The sequence below is a fragment of the Bifidobacterium canis genome, assembly GCF_009727065.1.
Taxonomy (GTDB): domain Bacteria; phylum Actinomycetota; class Actinomycetes; order Actinomycetales; family Bifidobacteriaceae; genus Bifidobacterium; species Bifidobacterium canis.
In genome coordinates this window covers 367,353-389,787 of the sequence record NZ_WNLP01000001.1, presented here as the reverse complement: position 1 = coordinate 389,787, position 22,435 = coordinate 367,353, and the positions used below count along the sequence as shown (strand labels likewise).

Genomic DNA, 22,435 nt, shown 5'->3' with positions numbered 1-22,435 from the left:
GAAAAGAGAACCCATGGATATCACGGAACGCATACCCCAATTCGATGAACCGGTGGATCGCACGGCGATCTCGTCGATGAAATGGAACGTCGCGGACAGCGAGCTGCCGATGTGGGTGGCCGACATGGACTTCCAGACCGCGCCGTGCATCACCGAAGCACTGAAAAAACGTGTGGCCAACGGCACGTTCGGCTACACCGACATCCCGGACGAGTGGAGCACGGCGATCGCCAACTGGTGGAAGACGCGCTACGGCATGGATGTGGACCCTACGCACATCACATTCACCACCGGCGTGATTCCGGCGATCTCCTCACTCGTGCGTTCGCTGACCAACGTCGCCGAGAAAGTGGTCATCCAGCCGCCGGTCTACAACATCTTCACGAATTCGATCGTCAATAACGGGCGTCGCGTGCTCAATAATCCGCTCATCTACAGCAACGGCGAGTATTCGATTGATTTCGACGACCTCGAAAACAAGCTCTCCGACCCCCTCGCCCGTCTCATGATCGTATGCAACCCGCACAATCCGAGCGGAAACGTGTGGAGTCGCGACGATCTTGCGCGCATCGGAGAACTGTGCGCGAAATATGATGTCACCGTCATCAGCGACGAAATCCACTGCGATGTGATCCGCCCCGGCCTCACGCACACGCCATTCGCAGCGGCGAGCGAGACGAACCGGCGCATTAGCGTCACCTGCTCCTCCCCCTCGAAGGCGTTCAATGTGGCCGGATTGCAGTCCGCGTATTTCTTCTGCGACGACGCCGGCCTGCGTGCACGCGCAGTGCGCGGAGTCAACACCGACGAGGTGGCGGAGCCGAACGATTTCGCGGTGTTCTCAACGATCGCCGCCTATGAGCATAGCGCGGATTGGCTCGATCAACTGTGCCAGGTGGCGCAACGTAACAAAGACTATGCGAATCGCGTCATCGGCGAGCGCTGCGCAGAACTATTGCACATGGTGCCCTCCGATTCCACCTATCTGGCGTGGATCGACTGCTCCGGACTCCTTGACCGCGTGGGAGACGCCACCGCCGAACGGTTCTGCGATTATCTGCGCGAACACACCGGCCTCATACTCTCTTACGGCGGCATCTACGGTGAGAACGGCGTTCGCTTCCTGCGCATGAATCTTGGCACGCGCGCCGATCTGGTGATCGACGGGCTGAATCGTCTCGCCACCGGCGCGAACGACTATGTTCGCAACGACAGATAAGAATGAACGTCTATCTTCTTATTGTCAGTTCTGCGAGTCTTTTCGCAGATTATGCAATAACCAGTCTGCCCGTTGTCAGTTGTGCGCGAGCATCCGCACAACTGACAACGGGCAGCTACGTATCGTCTTTTCTGCGGCATGTTCCGCAAATTAGACGATGAACGGCCATCTTCATTGTCTAATTTGCGGATTTGCTCGCGGTTTTGCCAATGGAGAGTTTCGCATCTTCCTGCGCGACTTTGTAGAACAATCGTTCAGCGTTCTTCACTCCATGCCTGCCGTAGAGGTATCGAATGATGACGCCAATTGCGAGCGGTACCCACCATGCCGGAGATTCAAGTGTGGGCAGGAAGAACATGGCGGCTGACAATACCGCGCAGCATGCGAATACCGTATTACCGTGGAGTGAGCATCGTAAAAACTCATATTTTTCTGCGAGCAGCAGCGAGCGGAGCGGCTCCTGTTCGTTCACGTCGATCTCATACACGCTTCGCCTGTTGGTGGCGGAACAGTTATATGCGAAAATCCCGGTGGTCGCCCTCACCCATTCGCCATGCAAGGCAAACCATATGCCGGGGCACGCCAACGTCAGCACGCATCCGGAGAGCACGCTCGCAGACGTGGAGCCCGAGAAAGGTATTCCGCATAATCTGCCGATGATATATGCCACCGCACTTATGGCAATGATCGTTCCGCCGGCCCATTGGAAGCGTCTGCCGCGCGTGTTCAACACATCGGCCTGATCTTGGGGCAGTCCGTGGTTGATGTATGGATGCGCCGCCTGAAATTCATGAAGCATGGTACGCGCGTGTCTCAATATGAGCAGTCCGGCGACTATGCACGTCAGCAGAAGAAGAGCCGCGCCAACGTGTTTTTCCGCATAATCGGTTTCGATGACCTCTTTTGAGAGGAATTTGATGAGCCAGTCCATTCCAGCTCCGAGCACTTTCGCATCGGATTGCGGCAACGCCGGAAGGAGGGAACCGAAGAAGCTCAGCGCTATGCCCAAAACAACCAACGCGGTGCCGGTGGGAACGAGCATCGCACGTTTTCTGCAGAATGCCGCGTAGTCGTATTCTTTCGCCACAATCCGGGCCAAACGTTCGACTTCGCGTCTACTTCTCTGTGTTGATTTCTGCTTTGCCACACGCAATAGCATACGAAACGTGCCATATTATCGTCAGTATTGTTCGACGGTAGCCTCAACTCAGAAATAGCGTGTCGAGCAGTAACAGCGCCATCTCACTTCCAAGAACACAACCGCAACTTTCAATCCATAAGTTATATCTTACACTTCACTATACAGTCGCCAAATCTGTCAGTTATAATTGATATTTATACACTATCCCAATAAAACGTAAGATATAGTTAACAGTTTTGGAGAACGGGGATTATACATGGACACCAAGCAGTACATCGACCGTCCGCAGTATATGCATCTGCTGGATTCTTATCGTGGATCCGAACATATCAAGGTCTTGCAAGGCATTCGCAGATGCGGTAAATCAAGCCTGCTTGAGATGCTCCGTGCACATCTGCTCACAGAAGGTGTTCCCGAACGCAACATCTATCGCAAGCGTTTCGACGAGTTCGGACTTCCCCTCGAATTCACAGCGCAACAGCTCACCACTGAGCTGCAACAGATGCTGCGCCAATCCGACGATTCGCAAATGCGCTACGTGTTCCTCGATGAGATCCAAGAGGTGAGGGACTGGCCGAAAGTGGTGCGCGGACTGCACACACTTGGGAACGTGGACGTGTACATCACCGGCTCGAACGCGCATCTGCTCTCGACCGATCTTGCAACCGCGCTCGCAGGCAGGACCACAACCATAGATGTGCACCCGCTCTCATTCGGAGAGTATCTCGAGTTCACGCGAACATCATTCCCGGATCGCGCGCGCCTCTCCCACGATGAATTGTTCGCAGACTATGTTCGTTTCGGCGGCATGCCCACGTTATTTGCGCTTCGAGAATTCACCCAGGAAGGCATCGCGCGCGAACTGGACTCTGTGTACAACAGTGTCATTTTGCGCGATGTCGCCCAACATCTGCAGATTCGCGACATCTCGCTGCTCAACCGTCTCGTCGCATATCTTTTTCAACGTCAGGCAATCTGTTCTCCACTCGGAAAATCGTCGGAGCACTCACGAGCGGAGGACTCAAAACCTCTGCTGAGACGGTTGAGACCTACATCGATGGACTTATGCGCGCGTTCATTCTGTTCGAGGCCACGCAATTCGGTCTTCGCGGAAAAATATGCTCAACCCTCTTCGCAAGTTCTATGCGGAAGATTGCGGCTTACGCAATATCGCGACCGGATTCTCCTCTCAAGACTATGGGTTCCAATTGGAGAACGTCGTTGCGACAGAGCTGCGCAGGCGTGGGTTTGACGTGCATGTAGGGAGCCTTCGCAGTGGCGAGATTGATTTCGTCGCCCAACGATTCGACAGCAGAATCTATATCCAAGTCACCGAAACCATGCTCGACGAAACTACTCGAACGCGGGAGCTCGCCCCGTTGCAGGCAGTGCATGATTCATTCCCGAAAATCGTGCTCACGCTCGATAGATTCCGCCTCGGCACTACCACCGATGGCATCGAGATCCGCAACATCGTCGACTGGCTGCTCGATTCGTGAACACCGACGCATCCAGCGGGGTCAAGCCATCACAGCCATTGGATGAAGGCCGTTTTGTCCGTGCTGTTGTAGCCGGCATGTCGGTAGAAGTCGAGCGTCTTCGGGTCATGGGAACCGGTGAGCAACATCATCTTGTAACAGCCGGACTTCGCTGCGATCTCACGCGCGCGGTCAAGACATGCGGTGGCGTATCCGTTGCCGCGTGCGTCGGCTCGCGTCACGACGTTCTCCACGAACGCATACGGGCGCACGCCACGTGTCAGGTTGGGGATGATTACGCATACGCACGAGGAGACGATGCGTCCGCCATGCTCGCAAACGATGAGATGGTGGTCCGGATCGGCGATTATGCGCGTCCAGGTATTGCGCAACCGTTCATCATGTTCCGGCACACATTGCTCGTGCAGGTCAAGGTACAGTTCGAGCAATGCATCCAGATCCGATTCGCGCGCCTCTCTGATATTCATGATATTCATCAGATAATTATGTCATTGGAAAACCTTTATTGCATATTTCGCGTAGACAACCGCAGAATATGCGATGAACTAGCCTCTCTATTGGCAATTGTGCGGCGGAACCCGCAGGATCGACAATAAACGGCCCTTCATGGTCAGTTCTGCGGAGACGCCCGCGAAAACACCGATGGACGGGCATCCTCGTTGCCAATTGCGCGGGTTCAGCCGCATAATCGGCAACGGCGCAACTTCCACAGAACATGAAAAGGTGGGTACCTCATCGAGATACCCACCTGGGATTCATGCCGAATCACTCCCACTCGATGGTGGCCGGCGGCTTCGACGTGCAGTCGAGCACCACGCGGTTGATCTGGCGGCATTCGTTCGTGATGCGCGTCGAGATCGTGGCCAGCACGTCGTATGGAATGCGCGACCAGTCGGCGGTCATCGCATCCTCGGAGCTGACCGGGCGCAGCACGATCGGCGAGCCGTACGTGCGTTCGTCGCCCTGCACACCAACGGAGTGCACGTCGGCTAGCAGCACCACCGGGCACTGCCAGATGTCGCGGTCGAGACCGGCCTTCGAAAGCTCCTCGCGGGCGATGGCGTCGGCTTCGCGCAGCACGTCGAGACGTTCCTTCGTGATCTCGCCGATGATGCGGATGCCCAGGCCAGGGCCCGGGAATGGCTGACGCCAGACGATCTCGTCGGGCAGACCGAGCTCGGTGCCGATGGCGCGCACCTCGTCTTTGAACAGGGAGCGCAGCGGTTCGATGAGCTGGAACTTGATGTCGTCGGGCAGACCACCAACATTGTGGTGGGACTTGATGTTCGAGGCGCCATCGCCGCCACCGGATTCAACGACGTCCGGGTACAGCGTGCCCTGCACGAGGAACTTGACTTCCTTGCCCTGTGCCCCGGCCTCCTCGATCACCTGTCGCTGCGCCTTCTCGAAGGTGCGGATGAACTTCTCGCCGATGATCTTGCGCTTGGTCTCCGGGTCGGAAACGCCCTTGAGCGCGTCGAGGAAGTCCTTGGAAGCATCGACGGCGATGAGCTTGATGCCGGTCGCTTCGACGAAATCGTGCTTGACCTGTTCGGCCTCGCCCTTGCGCAGAAGGCCATGGTCGACGAACACGCAGGTGAGCTGTTCGCCGATCGCACGGTGCACGAGCGTCGCAGCCACAGCGGAATCAACGCCGCCGGAGAGCCCGCAGATCACCTGAGCGTCTCCGACTTTCTCACGGATGGCGGCGACCTGTTCGTCGATGATGTTCTTGGCGTTCCAATCGGCATCGATGCCCGCGCAGTCGTGCAGGAAGTTCTCGATGAGGTCTTGGCCGAGCGGCGTGTGCTTGACTTCTGGGTGCCACTGCACGCCGTAGAGTTTGCGTTCGTCGTCTTCCATCGCAGCCACGGGAGCGCCCTCGGTATGGGCGAGCACTTCGAAGCCTTCGGGTGCCTTGTTCACGGCGACGCCGTGGCTCATCCACGTGGTCTGCAACGATGGTGAACCATCGAGAATGCCTCGCGGGTCATCGATCACGGCTTCGGTTTTCCATATTCGCCGAGTGCCGCCTTGTCGACGTCGCCACCGAGTTCATGGGCCATGACCTGGAATCCGTAGCAGATGCCAAGCACCGGCACGTTTGCGTCAAAGACCTTCTTGTCGATGGTCGGAGCGCCGGGCTCATACACGGACGCCGGACCACCGGAAAGAATGATTGCCGAAGGATTCTTTGCCAGCATCTCGTCGACCGGCATCGAATGCGGTACGAGTTCGGAATAGACATTCGCCTCGCGCACGCGGCGTGCGATCAGCTGCGCATACTGGGCTCCGAAATCAACGACGAGCACAGGACCTGTTGCCATATGACTCCCCTTATATATTAGGTATCTTCGGGTTTTACGACTACTCCATTGTGCTGGTGCAAGGCGACATTGCACCGCTGGCGCATTTCTTTGCACGTGCCATCACCGTTCACGCTGAGCTTAAGCGTTCAAGCATAGATTTCAGAACGGCAAGCGCCATTATGTGCGATTGTTTTCAACACGCCGCCCGATATCGTCACAAATCGAACGTCAATACTGCGCAAAAACAGTAGAAAACATTGGTATTTCGGCACTTTTTGTATTTATTCAACCATTTGCCATTTTCACAAATCACCCGCAAAAACGACCAAAAGCGGTAAAAAACCACTCAGATTCGCTCATACCCTCTCAAAAAGGGTCAAACGTCAACATATTCGCGTAACATAATCAGCGATCGGACATGGAGATTCCACTGCCGAACGGCATGACGGAGCCCATGTCCATTGGAAAAACAAATCGCACATTGCATATGTGCAGGAGTACAGGAGCACACATGACTAATCCTGTTATTGGTACCCCGTGGCAGAAGCTGGATCGCCCGGTTTCCGAAGAAGCCATCGAAGGCATGGACAAGTATTGGCGCGCCGCCAACTACCTCTCCATCGGCCAGATCTACCTGCGTAGCAACCCGCTGATGAAGGAGCCCTTCACCCGCGACGATGTGAAGCACCGTCTGGTTGGACACTGGGGCACCACCCCGGGCCTGAACTTCCTTCTGGCCCACATCAACCGTCTGATTGCCGATCACCAGCAGAACACCGTGTTCATCATGGGTCCTGGCCACGGTGGCCCTGCAGGCACCTCGCAGTCGTACCTCGACGGCACCTACACCGAGTACTACCCGAAGATCACCAAGGATGAAGCTGGTCTGCAGAAGTTCTTCCGCCAGTTCTCCTACCCGGGTGGCATTCCTTCCCACTTCGCTCCGGAGACCCCAGGCTCCATCCACGAAGGTGGCGAGCTGGGTTACGCCCTGTCTCACGCCTATGGCGCGATCATGAACAACCCGAGCCTCTTCGTTCCGTGCATCATCGGCGACGGCGAAGCTGAGACCGGCCCGCTGGCTACCGGCTGGCAGTCCAACAAGCTCGTCAACCCGCGCACCGACGGCATCGTCCTGCCGATCCTGCACCTCAACGGCTACAAGATCGCCAACCCGACGATCCTCTCCCGCATCTCCGATGAAGAGCTGCACGACTTCTTCCGTGGCATGGGCTATCACCCATACGAGTTCGTCGCTGGCTTCGACAACGAGGATCACCTGTCGATCCACCGTCGCTTCGCCGAGCTCTTCGAGACGATCTTCGATGAGATCTGCGATATCAAGGCTGCGGCACAGACCGACGACATGACTCGTCCGTTCTACCCGATGCTGATCTTCCGCACTCCGAAGGGCTGGACCTGCCCGAAGTTCATCGACGGCAAGAAGACCGAAGGCTCCTGGCGTGCACACCAGGTTCCGCTGGCTTCCGCCCGCGACACCGAGGCTCACTTCGAGGTTCTCAAGAACTGGATGGAATCCTACAAGCCTGAAGAGCTCTTCAACGCCGACGGCTCCATCAAGGAAGACGTCACCGCCTTCATGCCTAAGGGCGAACTGCGCATCGGCGCCAACCCGAACGCCAACGGCGGCCGCATCCGTCAGGAACTCAACCTCCCTGAGCTCGATCAGTACGAGGTCACCGGCGTCAAGGAATACGGCCATGGCTGGGGCCAGGTCGAAGCTCCTCGCTCGCTCGGCGCATACTGCCGCGACATCATCAAGAACAACCCGGATTCGTTCCGCGTCTTCGGCCCTGATGAGACTGCTTCCAACCGCCTGAACGCGACCTACGAGGTCACCAACAAGCAGTGGGACAACGGCTACCTCTCCTCGCTCGTCGACGAGCACATGGCCGTCACCGGTCAGGTTGTCGAGCAGCTGTCGGAGCACCAGTGCGAAGGCTGGCTCGAAGGATACCTGCTCACCGGCCGTCACGGCATCTGGAGCTCCTACGAGTCCTTCGTCCACGTCATCGATTCCATGCTCAACCAGCATGCGAAGTGGCTTGAGGCCACCGTCCGTGAGATCCCATGGCGCAAGCCGATCTCCTCGGTCAACCTCCTGGTCTCCTCCCACGTGTGGCGTCAGGATCACAACGGCTTCTCGCATCAGGATCCAGGTGTGACCTCCGTCCTGATCAACAAGACGTTCAACAACGATCACGTGACGAACATCTACTTCGCGACCGATGCCAACATGCTGCTGGCCATCGCCGAGAAGTGCTTCAAGTCCACCAACAAGATCAACGCCATCTTCTCGGGCAAGCAGCCTGCTCCGACGTGGATCACCCTCGACGAGGCACGCGCTGAGCTCGAAGCCGGCGCCGCCGAGTGGAAGTGGGCTTCCAACGCCAAGAACAACGACGAGGTTCAGATCGTCCTCGCTGCTGCTGGCGATGTTCCTACCCAGGAGATCATGGCCGCTTCCGACGCTCTCAACAAGATGGGCATCAAGTTCAAGGTCGTCAACGTTGTTGACCTCCTCAAGCTGCAGTCCGCCGCTGAGAACGACGAAGCTCTCTCCGATGAGGAGTTCACTGATCTCTTCACCGCCGACAAGCCGGTTCTGTTCGCATACCACTCCTATGCACAGGATGTTCGTGGTCTCATCTACGATCGTCCGAACCACGACAACTTCCACGTTGTCGGCTACAAGGAGCAGGGCTCCACGACCACGCCGTTCGACATGGTTCGCGTCAACGATATGGATCGTTATGCTCTGCAGGCTCAGGCTCTCAAGCTGATCGACGCCGACAAGTATGCCTCCAAGATCGACGAGCTGAACGAGTTCCGCAAGACCGCGTTCCAGTTCGCTGTCGACAACGGCTACGACATCCCTGAGTTCACCGACTGGGTGTACCCGGATGTCAAGGTTGACGAGACGCAGATGCTCTCCGCAACCGCCGCAACCGCAGGCGACAACGAGTGATTTCAGTAATCTGAACTAACTCGCATATTCAGGGGTTCGAGCTCATGCTCGAACCCCTGTTTTGTTCGCTGACACCACTCGCTCCCCCACATATCGCGCAAAATCCTACATATACAGCAGATGTGATCTTTGTCACATCTGTTTTTTTGTTGCAATCTGATGGAGCTAATCGAGATATTGCGCCTTACAATGAACAGTGAGCGTGCACAATGTAGTCGCACGCAATGCCTCACGCTTACGCATGGCGTAAGCGATTTCAAAGGAGTTATCGTGAGTCTCAAGAACGTCAGTGTTATCAGCCCTGAACCGGGCGAAGGCCGCAACGTCGCAGCAATCGGTTTGGTGAACATGCTCGCAGCAACTGCGAAAACCAGCGTATTCCGACCTGACGTTCCCGACAACGACACCTTCACCGATTCGCTGCTCAAAGTGACGAAAACCGATCAGACACATGAGCAGGCCACCGGAGTCTCGACCCGGGATGCACAGCTGAACAAAGGTGACGCTCGCGCGAAGATCATCGAACGCTTCATCGAAACCAACGCGCAGCTCGATCCTCAGATTCGCGTGATCGTCGGCTCCGACCGCACCAATGTCGGAGATCCGGAACGTTTCACGTTCAATGCCGACGTGTCTGCGGACCTGCAATCCCCTGTACTGCTCACCGTGAGTGCGCTCGCACGTTCCGTCGAAGACATTCGTCAGACGATCGACGCGTGCCGTGAAGTGGTCTCCAATGCCGGCACTCAGGTCATTGGCATCTTCGTCACGGATTGTGCAGACGGCAATATTGAGACGATCAGCAATGAGTTCGTCGAGTACGATCTGCCCGTCTGGACTTTGCCGTACGTGGAACTCGGTGAGAACGACGAGCATGTGGACGATGCGATCGCCGCGTTCGACGAGCATGTCGGCAAGGAGTCCCTGCTGCGTGTGCTCGAAACGCCGTTTGTGCCGCCGACCACGCCGTTCGCGTTCCAATATGACTTGCTGGCACGTGCCAAGAGCGACAAGCAGACGATCGTGCTGCCTGAAGGTCAGGATGATCGTATTATCACCGCTGCTGACTATCTGCTCAAGTCCGAAGTCGTCAACCTGATCATCATCGGCGACCACAACGAGATTCTTCACCGCGGCAAGGAGCTTGGCCTCACTTCGCTGGAGCAGGCGAAATATGTGTCGCTCGACGATAAGAAGCTTCTCGATCAGATGGTTCCGAAACTGTGCGAGCTGCGTGCGAAGAAGGGCATGACTGAAGACATCGCTCTCAAGACGCTGCGCGATGCGAACTATTTCGGCACGATGCTCGTCGTGCTTGGCATGGCGGATGGTTTGGTGTCTGGCGCCATCGGCTCGACCGCGAACACCGTGCGCCCGGCTTTGCAGCTCATCAAGACGAAGCCTACCGCCAAGGCCGTTTCAGGCGCATTCCTGATGTGCCTGAAAGACCACGTCTCCGTGTTCGCAGATTGCGCGATCAACCTCGATCCAGACCCGCAGCAGCTTGCCGATATCGCCATCCAATCCGCTGAAACGGCGAAATCGTTCGGCGTCGACCCGAGAGTCGGCATGCTCTCGTATTCCACGCTTGGCTCTGGCAAGGGCCCTGATGTCGATCTGGTTGTCGAAGCAACCGCTGTGGCGCAGGAGAAGCGCCCTGATCTGCCGATCGTGGGACCGATCCAGTTCGATGCCGCATGGTCGCCGACCGTCGCCAAGGCGAAGGCTCCAGGCAATGCCATCGCCGGCAATGTGAGTGTATTCGTGTTCCCTGACCTTGATGCGGGCAACATCTGCTACAAGGCTGTGCAGCGCACATCCGGTGCCGTGGCGATCGGCCCCGTGCTGCAGGGTCTCAACAAGCCTGTCAACGATCTGAGCCGTGGTGCCCTGGTGCAAGACATCATCAACACGATCGCTTTGACGGCCATCGAAGCTCAGAGCAACGCGTGACGTTCCGCTGAGCATAAGTGAGTGGGTGCCTTTTCGAAATGCAGAATGGAGGGGCACCCATTCATATGTTTGTAGCAAACACTGAGTAATCTAAAGTTTTGGAAAGCCGTGCATGCGGCGGAGTAATAATCAATGGAGGATGCCACAATGGCGAAAACCGTCCTTGTTATCAATTCGGGTTCCAGCTCGATCAAATACCAGCTGGTTGACCTTGAGTCCGGTGAAGGAATCGCTTCCGGCCTGGTCGAAAAGATCGGTGAACCGATTGATGGTCATTACAAGTACGAATACAACGGTGAGAAGCACGAGCTCGAGGAGCCGATCGCGAATCATGAGCAGGGTCTCAAGCGTGTGCTCGGTTTCTTCGAGGAATATGGCCCGAATCTCAACGAGTCCGGCATCATCGCCGTTGGTCACCGCGTGGTCCAGGGTGGCAACACCTTCCCGGATCCGGCGCTCGTGACCGATGAAACCACCCAGAAGGTGGAAGATCTCGCGGTTCTCGCTCCTCTTCACAATGGTCCTGAGGCCAAGGGTGCGCGCGTCATGCGTGAACTCATGCCAGACATTCCGCAGGTCTTCGTCTTCGACTCCTCATTCTTCCAGCAGCTGCCTAAGGCGTCCAGCACCTATGCGCTGAACAAGGAAGTCGCCGACAAATACAAGATCCGCCGCTACGGTGCGCATGGCACCTCGCACTGGTTCGTCTCCTCGCAGATCCCAGGATTCCTGGGTAAGCCTGCCGAGGGCCTCAAGCAGATCGTGCTGCACATCGGCAACGGTGCTTCCGCTTCCGCCGAACTCAGCGGCCGTCCAATGGAGACCTCGATGGGTCTGACCCGCTCGAGGGCCTCGTCATGGGTTCCCGTACCGGCGACATCGATCCTGCCGCGGTCTTCCACCTGATTCGCAACGCACACATGGACGTCGACGAGCTCGACGACCTGTTCAACAAGAAGTCCGGCATGATGGGCATGACCGGCTTCGGCGATATGCGTGAAGTGCATCGTCTGGTCGCCGAAGGCGACGAGAACGCCAAGCTCGCCCTCGACATCTACGTGCACCGCATCGTCAGCTACATCGGCGCCTACACCGCTCAGCTCGGCGGCCTCGATGTGCTGACCTTCACCGCAGGCGTAGGCGAGAACGACGAGATCGTGCGCCGCATGGTGTGCGAGAAGCTCGCTCCGTTCGGCGTCAAGCTCGACATGGAGAAGAACGACGCCCGTTCCAAGGAGCCACGTGTCATCTCCACTCCGGACTCCTCCGTCACCGTCGTCGTCTACCCGACCAACGAAGAGCTCGCCATCGCACGTCGTGCGAACGAGATCGTTGAAGCCGGCGAAGACAAGTACGGCAACAAGATCTGATTTTCCCATCAGCCTATAGTTGAGGGCCAGCAGTTTGAACTGCTGGCCCTCAACTATTTCGTAAGCTATACAAGCTATATCTTATTTCGTGTGTAATTCAGCAACGTCAGATATTGCTCTGCTCAAGCATGTTCGTCCACATGCCAACGAAATCGGGGATCGTCTTCCGCGTGGTCTCCACGTTCTTCACGACGATGCCGTCAATACCCAAGCCAAGCATCGCAGCGAACGTGGCCATGCGGTGATCGGCATACGTCTCCAATGTTGCACCATGCATCTGCTCGCGCGGCACCGGTGAAATCGTAATGCCGTCGCTTTCCTCTTGCGCATGCGAGCCGACGCGTGTGATCTCATTGACCAGCGCTTCGAGTCGGTTCGTCTCATGCCCGCGCAAATGTGCAATGCCGATCAATTCGCTCGGCTCGTCGGCGAACACGGCAATGGCGGCAATGCTCGGCGTGATCTCCCCTATTGCGGAAAGATCGCATTCCCCCAGCCCGTGAATCGTCCCGTCACTGGTCACTTCCAACATACCGTTGAACGTGTCGGGGAAGCACTCGCAATCGTTGATCTCATTGAACTCCTCGCCGTTCAGTGTGACGGTTGCGCCGAACTTATGCAGAACGGATGGCAGCAGGCCGCCTGGTTGTGTGGTGTGTGCGGGCCAGTTCGGTACGCGCACCGTTCCCCCGGCGATCAACGCCGCTCCCAGGAACGGCGCGGCGTTCGACAGGTCGGGTTCCACAACCGTGTTTTCGTGCAACTGCAGGTCAGCGTGACGCACAACCCACTGTCCGCGTGCAGGCATGTCAATGGAGCCACCAGCACCGTTCACATCTTCCATTGTCATGCGAATATGCGGCAGGCTTGGCAGTTGCGTGCCTGTGTGTTCGAGAATAAGACCGTCCGGCAAACGCGAGCCGATCAGCAGCAGTCCCGAAATGAACTGCGATGACGCCGACGAATCGATACGCACCTTCTGCGGCCTGCCCTTGAGATTACCCAGCATGTTCGGCGGCGTGATCGTGAACGGCAGGAACCCCTGCTCGCCTTCGAACTCGATCGTCGCACCAAGCTGACGCAAGCCTTCCAACACGGGTCCCATCGGGCGGGCATACGCCTGTTCATCACCGTCGAAACGCACCGGTCCGTCAGCGAACAATGCCAGCGGTGGCACGAAACGCATCACCGTGCCGGCAAGTCCGCAGAAGATCTCCGCATTGCCGGTAAATGTGCCGCTCTCCGGCGGTGTAACGGTGATGGTCGTCGGTTCGGCAGGATCCTCCTCACATTGCACACCCAACGCGCGCAATGCGTTCATCATCAGTTCCGTGTCGCGAGAACGTAGGAGTCCTTCGATGCGCACGGGTTTGTGTGACAATGCCGCGAGAATAAGAAAACGGTTCGACAATGATTTGCTGCCCGGAATGGTGACGGTCGCGTCAAGCGGCCGAGTTGCGACCGGCGCATTCCACAACGTTGTATTCTGTTCGCTCATACCCTCTATCGTATCGGTACAGCTGATATTTGCGTGTATTTGGTCACGGGCATTCATGTGATTCACACGTGCCGTGACTGGATTGGCGTTCCTACAATTCGGCTGCTCACCGTAATCGTGCACATGAGAAAACAAAACCCGATTCCAATGTTATGGAACCGGGTAGGTGGTCGGGCTGACAGGATTTGAACCTGCGACATTCTGCTCCCAAAGCAGACGCGCTACCAAGCTGCGCTACAGCCCGATGTGCTCGACTCTCGTTAAGCACAAGAAGTAACTATAGCATGGGGTCTGACATCATGCATACAATGGTGTGTCGGAAGATCGAGGTGTTATGGGTCGTCATCAAAAAGCTGAGGCATCGGGCCTTATTTCGTTTGTGCTGTGCGCCGTTATCGGCGGATTCGGCATGTACTGGTATATGCAGGCAGCTTCGGCGTTCTGGCAGATCTCCCAACGTCGGTTCATGGCTTGCGCGGCTATTGTGGCGGCGTGCGGCGTGGGATCGTTCATCGCCGGTTATCTCAGGCGTGAGGGGCGCAACACGCTTCAGCACGCGTTCACGTTCCATATTCGCCGTATTTTCGAAGTACTCGCATTGTCCGTCGTGTATGCGGCGACGCTGTTTCTCACCTCATACATGCTCTTCAACATCATGAACGGTGCGATGGGCAAAGCGTTCAGCACATATATTCCCGCGATCTGCGCCGCGTTCGCCGGAATCTCCGGCTATCTGACCTTCGTGCAGGCAGAGCTCATGGACGCGAAGACGCTCGCTTCCCTGCTCCCCTTCTTCATCATCTCCGGCGTCGGCACCGCAAGCTTCACGTCGAACGACCCGTACTGGTTCAACAACAACTTCTCCCAGCTTGGCGATCGCACGACGTTTGCGGCACGCATGTTCAATTCGACGCTTATTCTGGGCGGAATCTGCATCATCATCATCAGCTACTTCGCCATCTCCGAACTGATCGCCACCTATCATGTGCGCGATCTTGACGGCAAGATTCAGATGCGCAACCCGAAGTTCTCCTACCGCGTGCCGCAGTTCAAAGCGCGTATCACCGCGCTCACCATTCTTCTGATTCTCTCCGGCGTGTGCTTCATCGGCATCGGCACATTCCGCTATACCCCCCACCCGATTCTGCACAACGTGTTCGCACGCGGCATGCCGGTGATCATGTTCATCATGCTGGTCGCTCTGCCTTGGCTCGCTCCCCAGCTCTCCCGCGCGTTCTTTGTGATCTCCGACATGGCGATTGTCGTATGCGCCATCGAGGGAGTTATGTGGCTACTGGGACGCAATACGCTCACCAACGTCGAGGCACTTGCCGCCATGCTTTTCCTCGGCTGGTTCATCGTGTTCTCCAGGCAGATCGCTGCTATAGAAGCGGATCGAATACAGCAACAGCTGTTACTACGGCAGACTGTTCCGTTCGATGACTCGCAGAATGAGGCCGCTGATGTCGCGTCTGAGCACACGTTCCAGACTGTGCTCGACAATGAGGCTACTGTGGCAACGAACACGGCGGAAACCGGTACGCAGACCGGCACGAGCAAAGAATGACGATAAGCTCGCCTGCTCATTATGTGCTGTGATATGCGTGTGCCTCACACCGGAACTCCGGTGTGAGGCACACGCATAATTATTGAGAATATGTATTATTTAGTTTCTATTGTTATCAACCGCTTTGGAGTCACTCATTAGCATGATGAACGACCTTGATTGTGCGGTGATGGCAAATCCGGCTTCGTAGTTGAGCTCCGGACCCTTTGGATTATACGTGTCGATTACAAGACGCCACTTACGACCGTATTTCTCCTCCGGCAACGTGAACATGATCGGCTCATAGTGCGCGTTGAAGATGAGGATGAAATCGTTGTCTACCATTCGACTGCCGTACCAATCCGTCTCCGGAATGTCGCCGCCGTTGAGGAAGACCATGATCGATGACGCGTGGCTGTTCTGCCATGCGTTCGCATCCATGATGTTGCCGTTGTGGTCGAACCATTCCACTTGCGGAACCGCATCGTCAGGCATGTTCGAATCCCTGCCTGTGAAGAAACGACGACGATGCAGCACAGGGTGGTCGAGACGCAGATGGATGAGTTTGGAAACGAAATCCAGCATATCCTGCTGGTATTCCTTGAGATCCCAGTGAGTCCACGACAGCTCGTTGTCTTGGCAGTACGCATTGTTGTTGCCCAACTGCGTGCGGCACACCTCATCACCGCCGCAGATCATCGGAATACCCTGACTGAGCAGCAATGTCGAGAACATGTTGCGCATCTGACGGTGACGCAATTCGTTGACGTCGCGAATGGTGGTAGGGCCTTCCACGCCGCAGTTCCACGAACGATTGTTGCTTTCGCCGTCGCGGTTGCCCTCGCCGTTCGCCTCGTTGTGCTTCTCGTTGTAGCTGACCAGATCGTTCATCGTGAAGCCATCATGCGCGGTCACGAAGTTCACCGAAGCAACCGGCTTGCGTCCGTTCTTCTGGTAGAGATCGGAGCTGCCCATGATGCGGCTGGCGAGTTCCGGCAACGTGGACGGTTGCGAACGCCAGAAGTCGCGCACGCAGTCGCGGAAGTGACCGTTCCATTCCGACCAGTTCGGGGGGAAGCCACCGACCTGATAGCCGCCTGAACCGAGATCCCACGGCTCGGCGATGAGTTTGACTCGCGAGATGACCGGATCCTGCTGCACGATGTCGAAGAATGCAGAGAGTTTATCGACCTCTTGGAACTGGCGGGCCAATGTTGCAGCCAAATCGAAGCGGAAGCCGTCGACGTGCATCTCCTGCACCCAGTAGCGCAACGAGTCCGTGATGAGCTGCAATGCGTGCGGCGAACGCATCAGCAAAGAATTGCCGGTGCCGGTGGTGTCGAAGTAATGCATCGGATCGTTGTCTACGAGACGGTAATACGCCTGATTGTCGATGCCTTTGAAGCTCAGGGTCGGACCCATGTTGTTGCCTTCGGCGGTGTGGTTGTAGACCACATCGAGAATCACTTCGATGCCATTGCGGTGGAATTCCTTGACCATCGCACGGAACTCGTTGACCTGTTCGCCTCGTTGACCTTGGCTTGCATAGGCGTTATGCGGTGCGAAGAATCCGATCGTGTTGTAGCCCCAGTAGTTATTCAACCCTTTTCCTGCAGGAACGGATCGTTGATGAACTGGTGGATAGGCATGAGTTCGATGGCGTTGACACCAAGCTTCTTCAGGTATTCGATGACGCTTGGATGTGCCAAACCAGCGTAGGTGCCGCGAATCTCCGGTGGCACGTTCTTGTTGAGGTTGGTCATGCCACGCACATGCGCTTCATAGATCACGCAATCCGAATATGGGATGTATGGGTGGCGGTCGCTTCCCCAATCGAAGAACGGGTTGATGACGGCGGCCTTCATCATATGCGGCGCCGAATCGAGGTCGTTCATGTTGCTGGGGTTGCTTGAATCGTTGAACCAGTACGAATACAGGCTTTCGTCGCCGTCGATGTTACCTTCGATTGCTTTCGCGTAGGGGTCGAGCAACAGTTTGTTGGGGTTGCACCACTGGCCTTGCGAAGGATTGTACGGGCCGTGGATGCGGTAGCCATATCGCTGGCCGGGTTGGATGCCCGGCAGATACGTGTGCCACACATACGAGTTCTGCTCTGTCAGCTCCACGCGGCTTTCGTTGTCTTGATCGTCGAAAAGGCATAACTCCACGCGTTCGGCAACTTGAGAGAACAGTGCGAAGTTGACGCCTGCGCCATCATAGGTCGCTCCGAGTGGATACATTGAACCTGGTCGTGCTTGCATATCTTCCAGTATCTCACAATCATTGAAATGGTGACTGTTCTTTGTGCTCTGCGGCTATTGTGCCTCAGACAGAACGTTGTTCATGCGTCGAATTCGCTCATGTTGAACGGCGATGATCGAATTTGACGCGGTTATCGGCAAGGCCAGCAGTTCATTCCATCCCACCCATGCGGATTCCACATGTTCGTCGGGATCGAAATCAGTGTTCTCCTGATGCCAGCCGTGCATGTGGATCACGAAGATATGCGCAAGTTCGTCGGTCATGCCTTCGGACGAGTAATAGTCTCCCGCAGCATCAAAACGAAGACTAGTGGCATCGTCGGCCACGACGCCAGTCTCTTCGCGAAGTTCCCTGAGCGCTGCCCGTTGCGGGTCTTCTCCGGCGTCCATCAATCCTGCCGGAAGACCATAGGTGAATCTGTCGATTCCGGCGCGATATTCCCGTTCGATCAGGTATGTGTCGTGTTCGCAGTCGTGGACGAGCATCACGACGCAAGGTGCGTGCACGATCACTTGACGGTGGATGACGGTTTGTTTGCCGGAATTCAGTGTCAGGGCGATCGTCCTGTCTTCGACTTTGAAAATTGCTCCTTGGTATTTGAGCTCTTGGCTCAACGTCTGTGCGGGTATATCCATATCTACGCCATCGGAGCTACCGGCAAGGCGCTGAGAAAGCTGCTCGCTTCCTTCCTGCTCGCTCACTTCACACGTCCTTCGTTGGCACTGCCGGAGATGACCATATCCCATGGATCGGTGCTCATCGTGTTCCAACGTGCTTCCACAGTGTCTCCTGTGGTCTCCTCAATGGCCTGTGGCACATCTTCAAGCGCGTAGGTGAACCACATGCTTTCGATGGCACTATGCGGGGTGTTGATCAGTGCCGGGTGCATGAACTCGTCTTCCTTCACTGCATGCGACGGCTTGACGCCCAATGCGAAGCCTTCGCGACGCATGTTCGCCTCATAGTAGGCTTCCTGTAGTTCATCGGTTGCCGGATGATGCCGTAGATCACTGGTCACATACACGTCGACTCCGAGCGCATTGGCATCGGCGAACATCGAGTCCCCAGATCCGGGCAGCACCGCGACCGTGCTCACTGGCATGTCAAGCGGACCTGCCACCTGAATCCCATAGGTGGTTTGCGGCAGTGTTTCAGCCACCATCTTCGAAAACAGCAGCAATGATGTCGGCTCCTGAAGCCTGCCGACGCGCCCGAGCCCGACCGGATGCTGCGCCGTCTGGTCGTTGATCGGCTGCATCGGACGTTGGTCTACGAGTCCGAAAGCGTCGGCGGCAGCTTGCGCAACACCGCGATATGCCGCGTCTGCATTGGTATGCCCAACCCACAACGCACAATCGTTCTTCACGAGCTTGTTGACGATCTGCCCTCGGAATGTTCGACCTGAGACCTCGTGAACCGACCTGAAGAACAATGGGTGATGCGTGACCAGCAGATCCGCTCCGCTGGCGATGGCGTCATCCACGACGTCCATCGTCGGATCAGCGGCGAACACGACGCGTCGAACAGGATTCTCCAGATCCCCGACGATTAACCCCGGGTGATCCCATTCCTCCGCGTATCGCAGCGGGTACAACGATTCCAGTACGTTGACAACATCAAACAACGAAGCCATATATTCTCCTTGATCGTTGCGAATATTCCATACGGTCGCCTCGAACCGTCAAGCTTTACACTCAGTGCGCGGCTTTCTGCCAATCGGCGCCGATGCCCGTCGACACGTTCAACGGAACGGCTATGCTCACCGCATGTTCCATCGCGTTTTGAACCAGCTCGGTCACCTGTTTTTCTTCGCCCGGCGCCAATTCCACGACCAGTTCATCGTGAATCTGCAGCACGATGCGACTGGTGAAACCACCGTCACGCAGTGCACGATCCGCACGGATCATCGCGATCTTCATGATGTCGGCGGCGGAACCTTGGATCGGCGCGTTCAAAGCGCCACGTTCGGCGGCATCGCGTGCGACGCGATTCGTCGATGTCAGTGCCGGGAAATAGCGACGTCGGCCGAACATCGTCTCGGTGTAGCCGGTGCGACGAGCGTTCGAAACCAGTGATTCCAAGTAGTCGTGCACTTTGCCGAAGGTTTGGAAGTATTTGGCGCGTAATGCACTCGCTTCCTTCGCGGAGATGCCGAGTTGCTGCGACAACCCATAGGTGCTCAACCCGTATGCGAGTCCATAGCTCATCGCCTTCACGTGACTGCGTTGATCACCGGTAACCTCGTCAACGGGAATGCCATACACCAAGCTCGCCACATATCGGTGGAAATCGGCGCCGGATTTGAATGCTTCGATCAGCGCCTCATCCCCCGATAGATCGGCCATGATGCGCAATTCCACCTGGGAGTAATCCGCACTCAGCAGATCACTGAACTGCTCGCCCGGCACGAATGCCGAGCGAATGTCACGGCCCTCCGCGTTGCGGTTCGGTATGTTCTGCAGGTTCGGGTCGACCGAACTCAAGCGTCCCGTTGCAGCGACGGTCTGCATGAACGTCGTGTGGATTCGCCCATCCTTCGGATTGATCGCATCGATCAGCGTCTGTACGATCTGGCGCAGTTTGTTGACCTCACGGTGACGCAATAGTGTGCCGAGGAACATATTCGGTTTGCTGCCTTCTTCCGAAGTCGCATACAGCGTTGTCAATGCCGCCGCATTCGTCGTGTAGGAACCCTTTTTCGTTTTCTTCGTAGGCTTGAGTCCCATTTCGTCGAACAGCACGCTACCCAATTGCTTCGGGCTTTGCAGGTTGAGCTCATGCCCCGCGGCTTCGAAGCATATCTGTTCCATGCGTGCCGATTCTTCGGTGAACATGTCGAGCAGCTGGTCGAGACGCTCACGATCGACGCTCGCCCCCGTGTTCTCCATATGGAACAGCACCTGCGATGTCGGCAGTTCGATGCTGCGCAACAGCGAATACTGGCAGCGCTGCTCGAGCGGGCGGGCCAACGTTCTCGCCAACAGAGCGACTGTAGCAGCGTTCTTCACATTGTTTCGACTTGCGTCGTGCTCGTTGTCAACGTCGAGATCAAGCTCGCCCTGTTCGGGTTCGGGGCTTTCATCGACGTCGAGCTGCAGGAAGTGCTGGGCGCAATCCTGCAGGGTTCCTCCTTGGAAATCCGGGTCGATCAGATAGCCTGCGAGATTCGTGTCGAACAGCACCATCGGCAGATCGAGATTCGCGGCGGCCAGCATGTGCAGGATCTCTTTGTAGCCGTGCACGCTCAACGTGGATGCGTGTGCCTCGAATATGTGCTGCAGAGCGGAATGGAACCGCTCGTCATGCGGGTCAAGCACAACTGCGTGCCCATCGGCGAGCAATGTCAGGCTCGTGATGGAAGCCCTGCCTGGTTTGGAGCTTCCGGTTGCATACATGCTCCATGAGGCATCCACGGCATCGACGCATTGCTGGTGTTGCGAGCTTGCATCGAATTCGGCCACGACATCGGTGGATGTGTCGGCCGACTGTGGGTCGGGTATCGGGCAGTGCTGCTGTGCCCACGCCTCCAATGCTGCTGCATCGGTCACGGTGTCGATTACCGGCTCGGGCATCTCAACCTTGGTCTCTTCATGTTCCTCAGCATCTGTTTGCACCTGCGATGTGACTGATCCAGTCGGCTTGGAGCCATTGTTCGTTGCCGAGGTTCCCGAATTGAACACGTTGAGCAACTTTTTTCGTATTCGTGCTCCGAAATTGAGCTGTTTGAACATGGCTTCGGCGGCATCGGCGTTCACTGTGCCAAATGCGAGGTCCTGCACATTGACGTCAAGGTCCACGTCGCGCACCAAGGCATTGACTCTGCGGTTGAGTTTGACCTGTTCGATATTCTTGCGAAGCGCTTCGCCCTTTTGCCTTTGATGCTGTCGGCGTTCTCGATGATGCCTTCCAAGCCGCCGTATTCGTTGATCCACTTCGCCGCATAGCCATCACCGACGCCGGGCACACCGGGAATGTTGTCGGCGGTTTCACCTCTCAGCGCCGCAAGATCGGGGTACTGTTGCGGCGTGACATGGTATTTCTCTTCAACGGCTTCAGGAGTCATGTGCTTGAGCTCTTTGAAATGATAGCCCGGATACAGCACGGTGGTGTCATCGTCGATGAGTTGGAAGGCGTCTCGGTCGCCGGAGAGCACCAACGTTTTATAATCGGCGTTTTCCCCCATCGTTGCCAGCGTAGCGATCACATCGTCGCCCTCATACCCCTGCTTCGTCACATAGGTGACTCCAAACGCCTGCAGCATCTCCTGAATCAGCGGTATCTGCGTGATGAGCTCTTCTGGAGCAGCCTCACGTGTGCCTTTGTATTGCTTGAGCATCTCGTTTCTGAAGGTGCCGCCTTTGACATCGAATGCGACTCCCAGCAGATTCGGTTTCTCCGTGGAGATCACTTGCGCGAGCATCGTGAAGAACCCGTAGACGGCGTTCGTTGCCTGCCCATCCGCTGCGGTGAAATTCTCGGCAGGTAGCGCATAGAACGCCCTGAAGGCAAGAGAATGACCGTCGACGACGAGAAGTGTGCCTTTGGCATCTGACTGTTCGGATTCCATGTCTCACCTATTTCACAAAACGTAAGCTAACAGTGTCTTAAAACAAAGGCGCGTGGCCTGCGAGAGTTCGCAGACCACGCGA

The 22,435-nt window shown here is 56.6% G+C and carries 11 protein-coding genes, 1 tRNA gene and 4 pseudogenes; 7 read left to right on the top strand and 9 right to left on the bottom strand.

Annotated elements, in window-relative coordinates:
* Nucleotides 1-13: 13 nt before the first annotated feature.
* Complete coding sequence (locus GSD1FS_RS01620) at nt 14-1,219, top strand: MalY/PatB family protein (protein WP_155588071.1); 1,206 nt, start codon at nt 14-16, stop codon at nt 1,217-1,219.
* 178 nt (nt 1,220-1,397) lie between these two features.
* Here GSD1FS_RS01620 and GSD1FS_RS01615 read toward each other — a convergent pair whose 3' ends face one another.
* Entirely contained in the window at nt 1,398-2,366 is a 969-nt protein-coding gene (locus tag GSD1FS_RS01615; RefSeq protein WP_155588070.1) for a hypothetical protein, read from the bottom strand.
* A gap of 250 nt (nt 2,367-2,616) precedes the next feature.
* Here GSD1FS_RS01615 and GSD1FS_RS09615 point away from each other — a divergent pair, with 250 nt between their 5' ends.
* Together GSD1FS_RS09615 and GSD1FS_RS09610 are read left to right on the top strand one after the other, a co-directional pair.
* On the top strand, nt 2,617-3,612 hold the full coding sequence (locus tag GSD1FS_RS09615) for an ATP-binding protein (RefSeq protein ID WP_155588069.1): 996 nt from the start codon (nt 2,617-2,619) through the stop codon (nt 3,610-3,612).
* A gap of 88 nt (nt 3,613-3,700) precedes the next feature.
* Nucleotides 3,701-3,859, top strand: a complete 159-nt coding sequence (locus GSD1FS_RS09610; RefSeq protein ID WP_246165690.1) for a hypothetical protein — start codon at nt 3,701-3,703, stop codon at nt 3,857-3,859.
* Between the two features lie 29 nt (nt 3,860-3,888).
* Here GSD1FS_RS09610 and GSD1FS_RS01600 read toward each other — a convergent pair whose 3' ends face one another.
* A complete protein-coding gene (locus GSD1FS_RS01600; RefSeq protein WP_246165689.1) occupies nt 3,889-4,335 on the bottom strand; it encodes a GNAT family N-acetyltransferase in 447 nt (148 codons plus the stop codon).
* A 289-nt stretch (nt 4,336-4,624) separates the two neighbouring features.
* Nucleotides 4,625-6,186 (bottom strand): annotated as a pseudogene (guaA, locus tag GSD1FS_RS01595) (glutamine-hydrolyzing GMP synthase).
* 493 nt (nt 6,187-6,679) lie between these two features.
* Here guaA and GSD1FS_RS01590 point away from each other — a divergent pair.
* The 3 genes and pseudogenes from GSD1FS_RS01590 (at nt 6,680) to GSD1FS_RS01580 (ending at nt 12,480) form a co-directional block, all read left to right on the top strand.
* On the top strand, nt 6,680-9,157 hold the full coding sequence (locus GSD1FS_RS01590; protein ID WP_155588067.1) for a phosphoketolase: 2,478 nt from the start codon (nt 6,680-6,682) through the stop codon (nt 9,155-9,157).
* A 270-nt stretch (nt 9,158-9,427) separates the two neighbouring features.
* On the top strand, nt 9,428-11,110 hold the full coding sequence (pta, locus tag GSD1FS_RS01585) for a phosphate acetyltransferase (RefSeq protein ID WP_343030155.1): 1,683 nt from the start codon (nt 9,428-9,430) through the stop codon (nt 11,108-11,110).
* A gap of 147 nt (nt 11,111-11,257) precedes the next feature.
* Nucleotides 11,258-12,480, top strand: a pseudogene (locus GSD1FS_RS01580) (acetate/propionate family kinase).
* Nucleotides 12,481-12,586: 106 nt separating this feature from the next.
* On the opposite strand, the gene aroA reads toward GSD1FS_RS01580, so the two are convergent.
* Both aroA and GSD1FS_RS01570 read right to left on the bottom strand, forming a co-directional pair.
* Nucleotides 12,587-13,978, bottom strand: coding sequence for a 3-phosphoshikimate 1-carboxyvinyltransferase (aroA, locus tag GSD1FS_RS01575; protein WP_155588065.1), 1,392 nt, complete (start codon nt 13,976-13,978; stop codon nt 12,587-12,589).
* 167 nt (nt 13,979-14,145) lie between these two features.
* Nucleotides 14,146-14,222: transfer RNA gene (locus GSD1FS_RS01570), tRNA-Pro, on the bottom strand.
* Between the two features lie 90 nt (nt 14,223-14,312).
* Here GSD1FS_RS01570 and GSD1FS_RS01565 point away from each other — a divergent pair.
* The gene (locus tag GSD1FS_RS01565; RefSeq protein WP_155588064.1) at nt 14,313-15,545 is read left to right on the top strand and encodes an ABC transporter permease; all 1,233 of its coding nucleotides are present in this window, start codon (nt 14,313-14,315) and stop codon (nt 15,543-15,545) included.
* A 99-nt stretch (nt 15,546-15,644) separates the two neighbouring features.
* On the opposite strand, the pseudogene glgX reads toward GSD1FS_RS01565, so the two are convergent.
* From glgX to polA, 4 genes and pseudogenes are all read right to left on the bottom strand, one after another.
* Nucleotides 15,645-17,785, bottom strand: a pseudogene (glgX, locus tag GSD1FS_RS01560) (glycogen debranching protein GlgX).
* Nucleotides 17,786-17,839: 54 nt separating this feature from the next.
* Nucleotides 17,840-18,421 carry an NUDIX hydrolase gene (locus tag GSD1FS_RS01555; RefSeq protein WP_246165721.1) on the bottom strand — a complete coding sequence of 194 codons (582 nt, stop codon included), beginning with the start codon at nt 18,419-18,421 and terminating at the stop codon, nt 17,840-17,842.
* 62 nt (nt 18,422-18,483) lie between these two features.
* Nucleotides 18,484-19,419, bottom strand: a complete 936-nt coding sequence (locus GSD1FS_RS01550) for a Nif3-like dinuclear metal center hexameric protein (RefSeq protein ID WP_155588062.1) — start codon at nt 19,417-19,419, stop codon at nt 18,484-18,486.
* Between the two features lie 61 nt (nt 19,420-19,480).
* Nucleotides 19,481-22,353 (bottom strand): annotated as a pseudogene (gene polA, locus GSD1FS_RS01545) (DNA polymerase I).
* Between the last annotated feature and the right edge of the window lie 82 nt (nt 22,354-22,435).

Excerpts from the sequence above, each read along its gene's own strand:
- GSD1FS_RS01620 (WP_155588071.1), top strand. The coding sequence starts at position 14 with ATGGATATCACGGAACGCATACCCCAATTCGATGAACCGGTGGATCGC.
- GSD1FS_RS09615 (WP_155588069.1), top strand. The coding sequence starts at position 2,617 with ATGGACACCAAGCAGTACATCGACCGTCCGCAGTATATGCATCTGCTG.
- GSD1FS_RS09610 (WP_246165690.1), top strand. The coding sequence starts at position 3,701 with ATGCTCGACGAAACTACTCGAACGCGGGAGCTCGCCCCGTTGCAGGCA.
- GSD1FS_RS01600 (WP_246165689.1), bottom strand. The coding sequence starts at position 4,335 with ATGAATATCATGAATATCAGAGAGGCGCGCGAATCGGATCTGGATGCA.
- GSD1FS_RS01590 (WP_155588067.1), top strand. The coding sequence starts at position 6,680 with ATGACTAATCCTGTTATTGGTACCCCGTGGCAGAAGCTGGATCGCCCG.
- aroA (WP_155588065.1), bottom strand. The coding sequence starts at position 13,978 with ATGAGCGAACAGAATACAACGTTGTGGAATGCGCCGGTCGCAACTCGG.
- GSD1FS_RS01565 (WP_155588064.1), top strand. The coding sequence starts at position 14,313 with ATGGGTCGTCATCAAAAAGCTGAGGCATCGGGCCTTATTTCGTTTGTG.
- GSD1FS_RS01555 (WP_246165721.1), bottom strand. The coding sequence starts at position 18,421 with ATGGATATACCCGCACAGACGTTGAGCCAAGAGCTCAAATACCAAGGA.
- GSD1FS_RS01550 (WP_155588062.1), bottom strand. The coding sequence starts at position 19,419 with ATGGCTTCGTTGTTTGATGTTGTCAACGTACTGGAATCGTTGTACCCG.